This is a genomic window from Rothia sp. HMSC069D01, from assembly GCF_001810135.1.
GTDB lineage: Bacteria > Actinomycetota > Actinomycetes > Actinomycetales > Micrococcaceae > Rothia.
Window position 1 is genome coordinate 100,594 of record NZ_KV800082.1, and the last position, 16,262, is coordinate 116,855.

The 16,262-nt window shown below is 60.3% G+C and carries 10 protein-coding genes; 3 read left to right on the forward strand and 7 right to left on the reverse strand.

What is annotated here, in order from left to right:
* Positions 1-8 precede the first annotated feature (8 nt).
* Entirely contained in the window at positions 9-692 is a 684-nt protein-coding gene (locus HMPREF2710_RS01865; RefSeq protein ID WP_070599212.1) for an integrase, read from the forward strand.
* A gap of 37 nt (positions 693-729) precedes the next feature.
* Here HMPREF2710_RS01865 and HMPREF2710_RS01870 read toward each other — a convergent pair whose 3' ends face one another.
* From HMPREF2710_RS01870 to HMPREF2710_RS01900, 7 genes are all read right to left on the reverse strand, one after another.
* Complete coding sequence (locus HMPREF2710_RS01870; protein WP_049357905.1) at positions 730-1,755, reverse strand: magnesium and cobalt transport protein CorA; 1,026 nt, start codon at positions 1,753-1,755, stop codon at positions 730-732.
* 169 nt (positions 1,756-1,924) lie between these two features.
* Complete coding sequence (locus HMPREF2710_RS01875; protein ID WP_049340360.1) at positions 1,925-3,217, reverse strand: adenylosuccinate synthase; 1,293 nt, start codon at positions 3,215-3,217, stop codon at positions 1,925-1,927.
* 235 nt (positions 3,218-3,452) lie between these two features.
* Entirely contained in the window at positions 3,453-3,923 is a 471-nt protein-coding gene (locus HMPREF2710_RS01880; protein WP_012904287.1) for a DUF4870 domain-containing protein, read from the reverse strand.
* Positions 3,924-4,198: 275 nt separating this feature from the next.
* Positions 4,199-5,344, reverse strand: a complete 1,146-nt coding sequence (locus HMPREF2710_RS01885) for a pyruvate ferredoxin oxidoreductase (RefSeq protein WP_070599215.1) — start codon at positions 5,342-5,344, stop codon at positions 4,199-4,201.
* A gap of 183 nt (positions 5,345-5,527) precedes the next feature.
* On the reverse strand, positions 5,528-6,499 hold the full coding sequence (locus HMPREF2710_RS01890; protein WP_070599220.1) for a magnesium transporter: 972 nt from the start codon (positions 6,497-6,499) through the stop codon (positions 5,528-5,530).
* Positions 6,500-6,598: 99 nt separating this feature from the next.
* The gene (locus HMPREF2710_RS01895; protein WP_070599222.1) at positions 6,599-7,249 is read right to left on the reverse strand and encodes a hypothetical protein; all 651 of its coding nucleotides are present in this window, start codon (positions 7,247-7,249) and stop codon (positions 6,599-6,601) included.
* Entirely contained in the window at positions 7,246-7,953 is a 708-nt protein-coding gene (locus tag HMPREF2710_RS01900) for a hypothetical protein (RefSeq protein WP_141746588.1), read from the reverse strand. Before HMPREF2710_RS01900 ends, HMPREF2710_RS01895 begins: the two co-directional genes overlap by 4 nt.
* 363 nt (positions 7,954-8,316) lie before the next feature.
* Here HMPREF2710_RS01900 and HMPREF2710_RS01905 point away from each other — a divergent pair, with 363 nt between their 5' ends.
* Positions 8,317-12,264 (forward strand): S8 family serine peptidase, encoded by a 3,948-nt coding sequence (locus tag HMPREF2710_RS01905; RefSeq protein WP_141746590.1) that lies wholly within the window; start codon positions 8,317-8,319, stop codon positions 12,262-12,264.
* A 242-nt stretch (positions 12,265-12,506) separates the two neighbouring features.
* On the forward strand, positions 12,507-16,262 hold a 3,756-nt coding region (locus tag HMPREF2710_RS01910; RefSeq protein ID WP_070599227.1), incomplete at its 3' end, for a S8 family serine peptidase.

A 16,262-nucleotide genomic window follows, 5' to 3' on the forward strand; every position in this document is an offset into this window, starting at 1 on the left:
GAACGGTCATGGAAAACACCACTCACGAGAGCCAGTACGCAAACGCAGAGATTTCCTGTACCGCCGATGAGCAGCTGTGCCGTGATGCAGAGTTCAACCTGCTGATGCAGGCGGGCACCATCGTCCGTATGGAGCGTTTCAACGTGGAGGAGCTCCGCGGCGTTCTGGAGCAGCTGGTGGCGGACGGTTCGTGCTTCCGCACCGCACCGGCGTCTTCGACGATGGGCCGCGTGATGCGTCACCTGACTCAGGGTGCTTCCGGTTACGAGGCGAACCTGGCTGAGCTGCGTGCGGCGGCGCAGAACGCGCTGCTGTTCGTGTTCCCCCTGGAAAAGGACCTGGAGATGTGCCTGCGCTTTGAGCGTGTGCAGGGTACCGGCCTGGCGCTAACTCGCCTGGGCGTGAGCCCGGTCAATGGTGACCTGTGGACTCAGCACTGGGCGATGCGCGCGCTGGAGTGCACCGGCGGCGTGTTTGCGGTGGAGTCCGCTCCGGGTGCCTGCAATTTTGAGCTGCGCCGCGAGATGTTCTACGCGATGCTGTCGCTGGTTCACTTGTCGACTTTGGGTCTGTCGGCTGAGCCGGAGGACTTCTACATGTTTGCCGATTCGGAGGCTGTGTGTAAGAAGTTCAAGCGTGAGCGTCGCGATTGCCGCCGAGCAATGCGTGCCCAGTACGACCGCGCCGCATAAGGTATATCGTGTATGCCTTATGCGGCATACGCGCATATCAGAGCCATTTGTTCTTCTTGAAGAACCAGTAGAGGAGCAGACAGGAGACCAGCATCAGCAGCAGGGCCGCCGGGTAGCCGAACTCCCACTTGAGCTCGGGCATGACCTCAAAGTTCATGCCGTACACCGAGCCAACAATGGTGGGCACCATGAGTAGCGCCGCATAGGCGGAAATTTTCTTGGTGTCGTCGTTCTGTTGCTGACCGAGCAGGGTGTCGTGCACGCGCAGGGCGTTTTCGAGGGAGCTACGAAGATCCTCAAGGCGTTCCTTCGTGTGCACCACGTGGTCGAGCACATTACGGAACTGGCGGGCAAGTTCCACGGCCTCGTCTTCAACCTCGCCCTGGCTCGCGCCCGGGTAGGGGGACGGGTCGAGCGCGCCGGTGCGTAGGCCTTCAATGATGCGACCCATCATCGGTTCGAGGGGTCGGCAGGCTCGCTGAAAGTCAATCACCTGGTTGAGTAGCTCGTATATGCGCTGCGCCAGGGAGTTGGCGTCTTGGCGGTCGTGCGCGGAGAACAGGATGTCTTCAATCTCGTCGTTGTCGTTCTCGAGTCCCTCGAGCACGGGGGCGTACCTGTCGACGGTGCTGTCGAGGATGCGGTGCAGCAGTCGGGCGGGGGATGCATCGGGGGTGGCGTAGAGCAGGTTGAACTTGTCGTTGATGCGCTGTTCGTCGCGAACGAGTGCGAGGGTGTAGCGGGGGCCGGTGAAGAGGTGCAGTTCGCTGAGGCGCACTTCTTCTTCTTTGTCGAGGTAGATGGCGGGGCGGATGACGGTGAAGAGGGAGTCGCCGTATCGTTCTAGTTTGGCGCGCTGGTGGCCTCGTCCGGCGTCTTCGATGGCGAGTTCGTGCAGGTTGAAGGTTTTTTGCAGGGCGTGTAGTTCGTGGATGTCGGGGTTGGCGTATCCGAGGGCTACGGCGGTGTTCTCGTCCGCGTAGGCGCGGAGGGTTTCTTCCTCGGTGGCACCCAGCTGAGGGCGGTCCGAGCTCGGGTAGATAGCTCCGGTGATATAGGACATCGTTTTTCTCCTCTGAACGCTTTGGCGCCACGTGTGTGGGCGCTCTTTCCAGCATACGGCACACGCCCCGCCTGGTCATGTGCACCGCGTGTGCACCTGGCATGGAAAAGCCCCCGGAAGGCACCTGTAAGGCACCCTCCGGGGGCTTTCACGTATTGAGCTTATTAGCTTAGTCTTCGTTGATGAGGTCGCGGACCACGATGGTCTGGTCGCGGTCCGGGCCCACACCAATCGCAGAAATACGGCAGCCAGAAATCTCTTCCAGCTTCAGCACGTACTTGCGGGCGTTTTCGGGCAGCTCATCCAGGCTCTTCGCATCCGAAATGTTCTCGGTCCAGCCATCGTAGTACTCGAAAATCGGCTTAGCGTGGTGGAACTCGGTCTGAGTCATCGGCATCTCGTCGTGGCGCACACCGTCAACGTCGTAAGCCACGCAGACCGGGATCTTATCCAGGCCAGTCAGCACGTCCAGCTTGGTGATGAACAGGTCGGTGAAACCGTTGATGCGCACAGCCTGACGCGCCAGCACGGCGTCGTACCAGCCGCAACGACGCGGGCGGCCAGTGTTCACGCCGAACTCGCCGCCGGTGGTGCGCAGGAACTCGCCCATCTCATCGAACAGCTCAGTCGGGAAGGGGCCAGCACCCACGCGAGTGGTGTACGCCTTCTGAATACCAATCACACGGGAGATGCGGGTCGGGCCCACCCCCGAACCGACGCACGCGCCGCCGGAGGTCGGGTTGGAGGAGGTCACGAACGGGTAGGTGCCGTGGTCAACGTCCAGGAAGGTTGCCTGGCCGCCCTCCATCAGCAGGGTCTTACCCTCGTCCAGTGCCTTGTTCAGCAGCTGGGTGGTGTCCACAATCATCGGCTTCAGACGCTCAGCGTAAGACATGAAGTACTCAACGATCTCGTCAACCTCAACGTGGCGGCGGTTGTAGACCTTCACCAGCAGTTCGTTCTTCTGGCGCAGTGCGCCTTCAACCTTCTGACGCAGGATCGACTCGTCCAGGATGTCCTGAACACGGATGCCGAGGCGGCCAACCTTATCCATATAGGTCGGGCCGATACCGCGGCCGGTGGTGCCGATAGCGCGCTTGCCGAGGAAACGCTCAGTCACCTTGTCCATGGTCTGGTGGTAGGGTGCGACCAGGTGTGCGTTAGCGGAAATCTTCAGGCGGGAGGTGTCAGCGCCGCGGGCCTCAAGGCCGTCAATCTCAGCGAAAAGAGCCTCGGGGTTAACAACCACGCCGTTACCAATCACGGGGACGGCGTTCTCGCTCAGAATACCCGCGGGCAGCAGCTTCAGCTCAAACTTCTGGCCGTTCACCACCACGGTGTGACCGGCGTTGTTACCGCCGTTGGGCTTGACCACGTAGTCTACGCGGGGGCCGAGCAGGTCGGTTGCCTTACCCTTACCCTCATCGCCCCACTGGGCGCCCACAATCACGACAGCTGACATTTTGTGCTCCTTGAAAGCCTTGAAGATACGCACCGGATTTCACGGCGCGGCGGCGACCTACCGCCTCATGATCCGGGTAGGCATACCTCTTCTAATGATACCGTGCCCGCCCCTTTAAGTCCCGTGTGACGGGGCGGTAGGCGTGCCGGATACGGTGCCGGTGAGCCTCACCGGGCACGGCAACGCCCCCATCCGATATTTGGACGGGGGCGCTACCGGTATGAGCTTATGAAGACTACTTGATGATCTCGATGAAGGTCATCGGGTAGGTGTACTGCTCACCGCGGTTTGCGGCCAGAGCAGCCAGGCTGTGGAAGATAACCATCAGGATAGCCACAACCATCGGGACGACCCACAGGATGATGCCCAGGATGCCGAAGGTCAGAATAATCAGCAGCCAGGAAGCCATGCTGATGACCCACAGGGAGAAGTTGAAGTTGAACGCGCGGCGGGATGCTTCCTTAGTGAAGGAGTAACCGGGCTTGTCCTTGTAGATGAACCACATGACCAGCGGCGCGAGAATACTTGCGGATGCGAAGGACAGCAGAGACAGAATTGCAGAAGCCAGGTGCGCGAGCATCGCCATGTTCTGGTCGTCCTTGGAGGAGACTACGTAACCGTTGGGCTGCTGACCCGGCGCCTGCGAGTAGGAGGGTGCCTGCTGGGAGTACTGGTTGTACTGTTCAGGGTTCGGGTTCTGGGACATCGTTCTTTTCCTAATCTATCGATGAGTGGATACAGCTAATCGTTGAGGTGCGGCGGCAGGCTAACTCGCCGTTCTCGGAGGGTGCCCGCCTCGCTCTACTTGGTCGCAACGCTCGTGATGGTTTCACCCTATCAAGGCAAAGTAAATGGAATATTAACCCTCGCCGGACAGCAGGCGAAGAAACCCGAATATGACACAAAAAGACGCCCCTGCCCCTCCACGCGGTGTTACGTACGTGGAGGGGCAGGTCGTTATACGGTGTGGGCTGGCCGAGGTTAGTCCTGTTTCTCTTCATCAGCGAGCGCAGGATGCGCGGCGGGCTTATGTAGTGCGGCAGCCTCGCGCTGTGCGGCGGCCTCGTGTAGCTTTGCGTGTTCTTGCTTTTTCAGAAACTCGTACACCGAGAAAGAATCCTCTTCTTCCTTCGTGAAGCCATTGACGCCCGTGTAGCCGTCCGGCAGGCGGTTGTACACGAGGTAGTACCAGAACTCGGCATGTGCCGTCTCTATTTTCTGGAGGAGTTCCCTCAGCTGATTCTTACGCTTCACCGCCTGAACAATACCCACAATCCATAGGATCGGCACCACAAACAACGATCCCACGCCGATAGTGATGAAGAAGAGCAGCATCGACATGCCAGCACTACTATCGAACATACTCACCAGAGGAACCAGCACAAACGGGTTCAGTATCAGCAGGACAATAAGCACGGTCTTCCAGAATGTGCGCTGACTCTCGATCTCTTCAATGTTGGAGCCAGCAAACGGATTATTGATGGGAACGTAGCCTACCGGCTGGATCATTGCCGCCCGCGAGGTGGGGTTCTCCTCATTCTTGACCGGGTTCAGGTGGGCAGCGCACGCCTGCATGGGTGCGGACTCGTCGTGGGAGCGGTCCAGTAGGCGCATTTCGATGAGTTTTGAGTCGGGGGTGCCGAAGAGCGGGTCGGGGATGACCGGCAGAATAGCGCCCGGTTGCAGACCGAGGTGTTCCAGCCGAACGTACTCGCCGTAGGCGTGCGTTGCCTGAGTCTGCTCTTGCTGAGCCTGTTCAGTGGAGGCGAGCGCTACCGGGTGGTTCGCCTCGTCGTCCTTGCGAGATTCGTGAGTATCTTCCGGGGTGTCTTCCGGCTCGTCGATTTTGTCGGTGTCATGAGAGTCTTCGGGTTCGTCTTCTGAGTCTTTCCGCGCGGAGTCGTAGCGCTTGGGGGCACCCGGGTAGACGTATTCATAATCGGGGTCGGGGTGTTCTAGCTCTTCGTCGTCGGATTCTTCATATAGCTCAGCGTCTTCATTTTTCTGCGTCTGCTCGCCCATGAGTAGCGTCATGTATTCCGGGACGGACTGGTCGGTGTCCCAGAGGGGCTGGTACGCCTCGTCCTTCTTTGCAGTTTCCTTCTTTTCAGTGGGGCGGTCTGCCATGGTCGTCTCCTTCGCTTACCAGACATACTCCTAGTGGCACCACCGTACCAGCGGGCGCTGGGCAGTCCCTTGAAACCTGCCTGATAAAAGCTGAGAAAAAGCCCCCGACAAGCGCCAACACGCACGTGTTAACACTGCCGGGGGTTCAGCGCTACCAGAGTCCAGGGGCTCACGGGAAGTCGACTACGATACATCCGCTGAGTTTGGATCAGAGCTTGAGGTAGGGCTCGGGGCACTCAGCGGCTGAGGGGCTGACGCCACCGAAGACATCGAAGACGCTGCACCCAGGATTCCCTGCATTTCCTCGGAGTCCCTAGGCAGGCGGTCATACACCAGATAGAACCAGAACGGCCCAAGCGGCATAGCCTCCCACTTCAGTGCCCGGTACTTTCGGCTAACTCGGACTAGCGCAAAAAACAGTGCCCCACCCCACAAGAACATGGGAAGACCCATCGTCAGCAGAGAAAGCATCAAGAAGTAGTAGAAGACATACCCACCGATCTGAGGGTCCCCTGTAACGGTAGCCAACAGAAGATAAGTCAGGGGATTTAACACCACACCCACGAAGAAGAGGGCAATGAGCTCAGGCCAGGCCTTCTTCCACAGGTCTGATCCGCGCACCTTGCCCGCAAGTGGGGTTGCTGAGATATACCCGATAGGTCGCGGAGTACCGACTACTTTCTCATCCATCCAGGCAGGAAAAGCGGTCGGCACCTGCCGGTGTGCAAATGCGCCAGCATCCGTGCCCATGGGGGACATTCGGCACATCGTGGGGCCCGGGCGGCCATACAGCGGCCGGTTCAGCACCGGGTGACCCGTCGCCGAAGGGAAAAAGTACGCAGCCTGCGCTGACGGCGCAGGAGCAGAAACCGGCAGAATAGACGCTGCAGGAGCGGGCACAGCGGGACTGGGCGCTGTCAGGGCGGGTGTAACCGTATCGGCAGGCGCGGATGCAGAACGAGCCTTCTGTATTTCCAAGACCTCCTTCACCGGCTCGGGAATCTCCCCGGTCGGCGCGGGAACGGGCGTTCCGTGAAGTAGCAAAGCCGAGTAATCGGGGGCGGGCTGTTCCATATCCCACAGGGGCTGATACTCGCTATCGCTCTTCTCGGTTGGGTTCTGAGGGTTTTTCGGTGCTTCGCTATGCTCCGCCACGGTGACCTCCTCCAATGCTTGTCTGCTGTTATGTGTCTGTTGTGTTGTCTACATTGTGTGTTCGATGCGCGGGGGCTATCCCCCGGCTACTATCGGCGGTCATGATTCCTCCTCATGATGCGATTCAAGGATGCGGTGCAGCAACGCCGTGGCTGAACCACCGTCAAGCGGGGTGCACTCGTACACCTGCCGGAACTCAAAATCGTGCTGAATCTTGTGCTGCCCAATGAACAGGCGCATCGACTCGACGGCATCCTCAACGGCCTTCAGAAACTTTCCTGCACTGAGAAACAGCAACCAGATTCCTACAACGACCCCAACCAGAATCAGCGGCGGAAAGTAAAAGAACGGCGCGAAGATATTTATCAGCGCCAGCTCCATGCCTTCACTGATTTCTATATGGCTCTGGGAGAGGAGCACCGGACTCACCAGCGCGATAAAAAGAGACGACCAGAACGCCATCCGCAGTACCGGTCCCAGCACATACAAGGTGAAGCCGTCCCAATCGGTGAAGAAGCCCTTCCCGTCGAAGGTTTCGCGCGACTTCTCGATGGGAACATAGCCCACCACCTTGCCAACTTTCCAGGCAGATGACGTGCCCTCGGTCAGGATGCCCTGTACCTCTCCCCTGTCGATGCACCGCAGCCTCGGGCGGGGGCGACCGTGGATGACCTTCGGTGACATCAGCAGAACCGGCTCATCCGAGAACTCCAGCTGGTCCTCGATGGGCTGGTTGTTATTAGTGGTCATGACGACTCCTGAGAGCTCAATGCGGCATGTGTTTTTGGGCCAATAATTTTCTGATTGGGTTCTTCGTCCAGCTCGTACCGGTACATGGAGCTCTTGTCGACAGGGCGGTTATACACGAGGTAAAACCAGAAATCCTCATAGGTCGTGCCCTCACACAACGCAGCACTAATCTTTCGTACTGCTTTACTCACCACAGAGATCAGCAAACCCGCCCAAAGAATAGGGATAAGCCAGAGAACTATAACGCCCCCAGAAAATACCAGGAAGAGAACGATTGTTTCAAGGAATTCAGTGTCTGTAGCACGGGAATTAAAGAGCAAAGAAGCGAGCGTAAACGGGTTCAGCAGAATCACCAGGAGAACCACGACCAAGGACTCCAGACAAGGCCAAATCGCCCTGGTGTACCGCACGTTTTTCAACTGTTCACTCAGCGGAACATAGCCCACCGGGTGTTCCGGGCCAGCCAAGATTTTCTCGACGATTTTCCGTTGCGGGCCTATCCCGTCGGGGAGGTGCTGCTGAATGGCGACCGCGCTCATCTGCCCCTGATGGCCGGAGGGGTCGTTGAGCAGTTTCATGGGAATTAGGAGGGGGCCCGGTCGACCGTACTGCGGGACCGGTTCGACCTCCAGCGCGCCGCCGGCTGCCAGCAGGTGGGAGCTGTGCATGACAGACTCTTTCGGGGAAATGCGTCGCTTGACCATGGTTCGACCCTCCCTATCCCATCATTTTTGATAGATGTTCAATAGATGGTTTTACAGTAACAACCGAACCTGAAAAGAACCTGAACCCAAATGCAAATGAAAAACGTGAAAAAGAAAAGAGTCGAACATGTCCACAATTTGATGCATTTAGAAGTAATAAACGCTTCACAAGCCACTTTGAGGTGTATCCTAGTTCACATCTAGTGTGTTCAAGCCCAGCTGGAACCCACTAGAAAAACACACCAGCCTCCCAGAAACACCCCGGGAGCCAAGCAAAGGAGCACCGTGACACACACCGCCTCCCCAAACCCCCGCGGCCGGTCGCATCGACGCCGAATCGGCAGCGGGCTACTCACCCTCAGCATGGCGCTGAGCCCCCTCGCAGCACTGGGCACCACCGCCCACGCCGCAGAAGACCCCGACGCCGTCAAGCAGGTACTCAGCGAAAGCATGAAGAACGCCAGCGGCACCGTCACCGCCTTCGTCCGCTTCAAGGGTAAGGGCGCCTTTGAACAGACCCAGCCCGCAGGCGTACGCGCCGGCGTGCAGGCACCCGTCAACACCAGCTCGCAGGTGCAGGCAATCGCCTCCCAGGTGCAGAGCCAGGCACAGCAGGTCAGCAGCCAGTCCGGCGCGCAGGTCCTCTACACCACCCACAACGCAGTACGCGGCGTGGCAGTGCGCGGTGACGCCGAGTCCATCAAGGCACTCGCCAACCGCTCCGACGTAGAGAAGATCTCGCCCATCCTGCCCAAGTACCGCCAGAACGCGGGCGCCGCCGTTGACGCAGGCTCCCTCGCCACCTGGACCGGCACCACCAACCCCGCCGGCGCGGGCGGATACACCGGCAAGGGCGTGAAGATCGCCGTCATCGACTCCGGCATCGACTACACCCACACCGACTTCGGCGGTAGCGGCAAGCTCGAAGACTACGAGAAGGCATCCAAGCTCACCGAGCTGCCCTCCGCAGACTCCGGACTCATCAACCGCACCAAGGTTGCTGGCGGCTACGACCTCGTTGGTGACGCTTACGACGGCAGCAACACCGCAACCCCCGACGGCAACCCGCTCGACTGCACCACCGGCGGCCACGGCACCCACGTGGCGGGCACCGCGGCAGGCTACGGCGTGAACGCCGACGGCACCACCTTCACCGGCGACTACAGCAAGCTCACCGCAGAGCAGCTCAAGACCATGAAGATCGGCCCCGGTGTCGCCCCCGACGCTGAAATCTACGCCTTCCGCGTCTTCGGCTGCAGCGGCAGCACCAACGTGGTGATCGAGGCGCTCGACCGTGCCCTCGACCCCAACGGTGACGGCGACTTCTCCGACCGCGTGAACGTGGTCAACATGTCCCTGGGTGGCGAATTCTCCCCGCAGGATGACCCCGAAGCCTACGCCGTTGACGCGCTCACCCGCGCCGGCGTGCTCTCCGTGATCTCCGCGGGTAACGCCAACGACTACAGCCTGCGCGGCGACACCTACTCCAACTCCGGTCACCCCGCCACCGCAGCCAGCGCAATCACCGTAGCTAACGCCTACGGTTCCACCCGCGCTGTCGATGCGGCAGAGCTGACCGACCCCGCCACCGGCACCACCCGCAAGGTACGCGGCGACTACAGCGTCTCCTACCCCTGGGCACAGGCGGGTAGCAAGGAGTTCACCGGTGAACTCACCGCAATCTCCGAGAACAACCGCTACGCCTGCAACGCCCTCAGCGCCACCGAAGCGGCAGCTGTAAAGGGCAAGTGGGTGCTCATCGACTGGGCTAAAGATGACGGTGAACTCGCCTGCGGCTCCAAGGTGCGCTTCGACAACCTGGAGGCGGCAGGCGCCAAGGGCGTACTGCTTGCAGGCAATGACGAAGAGCCCGGCCTGGGCATCGCGGGTAACGATACCCTGCCCGGTTTCCGACTGGCGGCATCCGCCGCTAAGGACCTGCGCGCACAGATCACCGCAGCAGAAGCGGCAGGTAAGCCCCTGACCGTGCGCCTCGGCAACGAGCTGAAGTCCTCCCTGCGCGTGGACACCGATAAGCTGGATCAGCTGAACCCCATGAGTGCCCGCGGCTTCCACGGCAGCTACGGCTACACCAAGCCCGACATTGCGGCACCCGGCTCGTACATCACCTCCGCGGCGGTGGCGACCGGTAACAACTCTGTGACCTTCAGCGGCACCTCCATGGCGGCACCCTACGTGACTGGCTCCGCCGCCCTGGTCATGCAGAGCCACCCGACCTACACCCCCGCACAGGTCAAGTCCGCCCTCATGAACACCGCGACCCACGATGTGCGCACCGAATCCGGTGCCGCGTACGCGGTGGACCGTGTGGGCGCCGGACGAGTCGACACCCTCGCTGCCGTGCAGTCGAAGTCCCTCGTCTACAACGCTGACAAGAGCGGTACCGTGTCCCTGAGCTTCGGTGTGCTCGAGTACGCACCGGATGCTGGCGTTCAGACCCTCACCCGTGAGGTGACGGTCGAGAACACCGACTCCGTGGCGCACACCTACGCCCTGTCCTACGCTGAAAGCACTAATATTCCCGGTGTGGAATACTCCTTCCCCTCCGCGGTCACCCTCGCACCCGGTGAAACTAAGAAGTTCGAAGTCACCGTGCGCATCGACCCGTCCAAGCTGGAGAAGACCCGCGACGCAGCAATGGACACCACCCAGAACGCAACTGACTACTACACCGGCAACGAAACCGTTCCCGAACAGTACCGTCAGTACATTGCCAGCGCATCCGGCCGACTCGTCCTCACCGAAGACGGCACCAAGGCACTGCGCCTGCCCGTTCACGTGGCACCCAAGCCTGTGAGCACCATGCACGCTGCCGAAGACACCGTCACCTTCACCCAGAAGCCCTCCAGCGACGAGGCTCAGAAGGCAGACACCGGCTGGACCAAGTCCCAGATCTCGCTGCGCGGCACCGAGGTCAACCAGGGCGGCTACCGCTCCCTGCTCGGCGCTTTCGAGTACGGTGCGAGCGTGGACCGTGTGGCTCCCACCTCCCTGTCGCTGAACAGCAACGTTAAGGCGAACCTGCAGTACGTCGGTGCTTCCTCGGATGCACCCGCGCTGAAGGCAGCGGGCGGCAACGCCGATGACGGCACCCTGCGCTTCGGTATCTCCACCTGGGCGAACTGGGATGTTGTCTCCTACGAGAACACCTTCACCGTAGAAATCGACACCGACGGCAACAACCGCGCCGACTACAAGCTGGTCACCGACCGTGCTAAGGGCCTGGACTACCCGCTGGTTCGCCTCTACGGCTACAAGAACGGCAACCTCGTCGAGCTCGGCTACTACCCGCTCAACGGCGCCTGGGGTGATGTGGACACCAACATGATGGACACCAACACCCTCATCATGGGTGCACCCCTCAAGGACCTGGGCCTGACCAGCGCAAACAACCCGGACATCCAGTACCGAGTCAGCGCAACCACCCAGTACGAGTGGGGTAACGTCAGCGAAACCGGTTGGATCAAGTACCGCCCCTTCAGCCCCAAGCTGTGGTTCAGCGGCGACTCCTCCGCCGTGGCTGGCCTCCACCCGGATGCCCCCACCACCACCCTGACGGCGCACCGCTCCGCTGACGCGATTCCCGCGCTCGGCGAATCCGGTGCCCCCGCCAAGGCGCTGCTGCTGCACCTGCACAACGGCACCGGCGACCTCTCCGGCACCAACGGCGCCAAGGGCAACCGCGCCGAGGTACTGAGCATCAAGGAGCAGCAGACCGAGTACATCACTCCGTCCCGCTTCACCGATGTGAAGAACACCGACCAGTTCTACACTGAGATTTCTTGGTTGGCTCAGCGCGGCATCACCACCGGCTACCCGGACGGCACCTACCGCCCGCTGGAGTCCGTGGAACGTGGCGCAATGGCGGCGTTCTTCTACCGCATGCAAGGTTCCCCGCAGTTCACTGCCCCCTCCACCCCGAGCTTCAAGGATGTGCCCACCACACACCCCTTCTACAAGGAGATTGAGTGGATGAAGGCTCAGGGCATCACCACCGGCTACTCGGACGGCACGTTCCGCCCCTCCGCACCGGTGAACCGTGACGCGATGGCTGCGTTCTTCTACCGTGCAGCGGGTTCCCCGCACGTGGATCTGCCCGCAACCAGCCACTTCAGCGATGTTTCCACCGATAACCAGTTCTACCGTGAAATCACGTGGCTGGCTTCGAAGGGCATCAGCACCGGCTGGCCGGACGGCACCTACCGCCCGGTGACCCCCATTGCCCGCGACGCGATGGCGGCGTTCATCTACCGCTACACCGAGAAGGTTGCTAACCAGACCGGCCGCTAGACGGTAGTGAACCGGTAGCGAACAGTTCGGGTCCCCTCCCCCCTGCATGGGGTGGGAGGGGTACCCAGAACCGACAGGCTCCGGGGCCTGAAGACCCCGGAACCTCTCAAGTTTTGGTGGCGGTTTCACCGGCGGATGCACTCACTCGTCGTCTGCCGGTGGGGCCGCCTCCGCGTATCACCGATATACAACCACAGAGCACACAGCACTATCGAAAAACAGAAAATCCGAAGGAGGATTCCATGACAACGCCTCATGCGCCACGCCGCAGAATGAAGGCTGTCGGTGCGACCGGTTTGAGTGCAGCTCTTGCCCTTACTCTCGGCGTTCCCGCCACTTTCTCTGCAGCTCACGCTCAGAGCCCCCAGCAGGTCGAAGGAAGCACTGCGAGCGCATCCGGTGACGCTGCCTCGCGTATCAGCCCGGGTCTGCAGAAGGCTGAAGGCCAAATCACCGTGTATGTGCAGTTCAAGGGCAAGGGCGCGTATGAGCAGACCCAGTCCGCGGCTGTTCTGGCACGTAAGGAGGCGCCGGCGAACCGTCAGGCGCAGGTGCAGGCTATTGCAGCTCAGGTGCAGTCGCAGGCTCAGTCTGTGGCGGCTGCTTCTGGCGCGAAGCTGATGTACACCACGCATAATGCGATGCGTGGTGCGGCGATTACTGGTGATGCTGCGCAGATTCGTGCGTTGGCGGAGCGCCCTGATGTGGAGCGTATTTCGCCGATTATCGCGAAGGAGCGCATGAACTCCGGTAGCGAGATTGATACGAAGACTCTTGCCACGTGGACTCGTGAGAATACGGGGTACACGGGTAAGGGCGTGAAGATTGCGGTTGTTGACTCCGGTGTTGACTATACGCACGCTGATTTTGGTGGCCCCGGTACGGTGGATTCGTACCTGAAGGCTAAGGCGATGACGGAGCTTCCGTCCGCTGATTCGGGTCTGATTGATCGTAATAAGTTCATTGGCGGCATTGACTTGGTCGGTGATGACTACAATGCGTCGGTGGCTGAGAAGTCGACTCCGCAGCCGGATAATAACCCGCTGGATTGCCGCCCGGATGGTTTCGGTTCTGGCGGTCACGGCACGCACGTGGCGGGTACTGCCGCCGGTTATGGTGTGACGGCGAACGGTACGACTTACCGTGGCGATTACAAGAACCTGACGGAGGAGCAGCTGAAGGGCATGTCTATTGGCCCCGGTACTGCTCCTGATGCTCAGATTTTGGCGATTCGTGTGTTCGGTTGCTACGGCAATTCGAGTGTTGTGATGAAGGCGCTCGATACCGTGATGGACCCGAATGGTGACGGTGATTTCTCTGACCGCGCCGACATTGTGAACCTGTCGCTCGGTGGCGAGTTCGCCCCGGCTGACGACCCTGAGTCGTACATGATTAATACGATGGCGCGCCAGGGTGTGTTCACTGTGGCTGCTGCCGGTAACGCCAATAACTACAACGGTGTGGGTGACACCTACTCCGATTCGGGTAGCCCCGCGAATGCGGCTGCGGCGCTGTCGGTGGCGAACGCCTACGGTTCGACTCAGCCGATTGACCGTGTCCGCGCGACCACGAAGACTGGTTTGGAGTGGTTGCAGGGTGATTACTCGGTGAACTTCGATTATTCGAAGGCGTCCGCTGATCAGCTGCGCGGCGAGGTTGTTGCCGCACCGAAGCGTAACCGTTACGCTTGCGAGGCTTTCACCGCTGAAGAGGCGAAGGCTTTGAAGGGTAAGTGGGTTTACTTCGAGTGGGATCAGGACGATTTGACGTTCCCGTGCGGTTCGAAGGTGCGTTTCGATAACGTTCAGGCTGCCGGCGGTGTTGGTGTGGTGATGGCCGGTAAGGCTGAGCGCTACACGATCGGCATTGGTGGTAATGCGACCATTCCGGGTCTGCGTCTGACTGCTTCTTCGACGAAGGACCTGGAGAAGGCCCTGGCTGCCGGTCCGGTAACCGTCGAGATGAACCTGGACTACAAGGCTTCGGGCCGCGGTCCTCACTCGCACGCTTTTGATTTGAATTCCTCGAGCGCTCGCGGCCAGCACGGTTCTGATGGCTTCATTAAGCCTGACCTTGCGGCACCGGGTACTGAGATTGTCTCTGCCGCTGTGGGCACGGGTAATAAGGGTGTTTCCTTCACCGGTACCTCCATGGCGACCCCGCATGTGACCGGTATTGCCGCTCTGGTGATGCAGGCGCATCAGGATTACAACCCGCAGATGATTAAGGCTGCGCTGATGAACGGCGCGTCCACCCCGATTAAGAATGAGCAGGGTGCGCAGTACGCGGTGGATCGTGTGGGTACGGGCATGGTGAATGCTCGCGCAGCCGTGGACGCGAAGGTCATTGCGTACGATGCGAAGACCCCCGAGCGTGTTTCGACCGCGTTTGGTGTGCTGGAGTACACCCCCGATTCGGGTATTCAGACTGTTCAGCGTGAAATCGTGCTGGACAACACCGATTCGCAGGCTCACACCTACACTCTGAACTACGAGGCAAGCACGACCATCCCGGGCGTGGAATACTCCTACCCGCAGCAGGTGAGCGTGGGTGCCGGTGAGCGTAAGAACGTGACCGTGACCGTGCGTATTGACCCGTCCAAGCTGGAGAAGACCATGGACCCGGCGATGAGCGCCGACCAGGTCGCTCAGGACTGGACGACCGGTAAGACTCTGGCCGCCGGTAAGCGCCAGTACATTGCGAGCGCTTCTGGTCGCCTGATTTTCTCTGAGAATGGCCGCGAGGCGATCCGCCAGTCGATTCACGTGGCACCGAAGCCTGTCTCGAAGATGCGTGTGGATGCCTCCCGCATTGATTACAAGAGCGTCTCCGATAAGGAGTCCACGGTGACTCTGCGCGGTACGACCCTGAACCAGGGCGGTTACCGTTCGCTGCTGGGTGCGTTTGAGCTGGGTGCGGTCAGTGACCGCATTCCGTCCGGTCAGCTGAAGCTGCCGTCGAACCAGTCTGTTGACCTGCAGTATGTGGGTGCCGCCTCGGACGCTCCGGCGTTGAAGGCTGCCGGTAAGAACCCGAACGATGGTTCTCTGTTCTTCGGTATTTCGACCTGGGGTACTTGGGACACTATGCACTGGGGACGTCAGGTGCAGGTGCAGATTGATACGAACAACGACTCCACCGCAGATTACGTTCTGGAGGTGACCCGCGAGAAGGGTCTGGACTACCCGCTGGTGAAGGTCTGGTCCATCTCCGGTAACGCATCCACCGTGGTGGCTCGCTACCCGCTGAACAGCGCCTGGGGCGACACCGACACCAACATCATGGACACCAACACTATGATTCTGGGTGTACCGCTGAAGGACCTGGGCCTGACCGCTGAGAAGGCTCAGAGCATCAAGTACACGGTGCAGACCGACACCTGGCACAACGATGGCAACCCCTACGTGGACACCACCTCGGCTATCGAGTACTCCCCCTTCAACCCCGGTGTTTGGTTCACCGGTGAGGAGTCGGGCGTGCCCGGCCTGTTCGTGGACCGTGACGGCGGTCAGCTGACCGTTCACCGCAAGAACAACAACAAGGAGCGTCAGGCTCTGTTCCTGCACATGCACAACGCGACCGGTGACCTGAGCGGCCGTAAGACCGCTAACGGTGTTGCCGCTGGCGACCGTGCGCAGGTCGTGAAGGTGGCTCGTACCATCCATGATGCACGTTTCACCGACGTTCCGGCGGATAACCAGTTCTACCGTGAAATCACGTGGATTGCTGCCCGTCAGATTGACCGCGGCTACCAGGACGGCACCTTCCGTCCGCTGAACAACATGGACCGCGCAACCATGGCTGCGTACTTCTACCGTATGAGCGGCTCGCCGCAGTACACCGCACCGTCCACCCCGAGCTTCTCGGATGTCCCGCTCAACCACCCCTACTACAAGGAAATTGAGTGGATGAAGGCTCAGGGCATCACGACCGGCTGGCCTGATGGCACCTACCGCCCGGAGGGTTCGGTGAACCGTGACGCGATGGCTGCGTTCTTC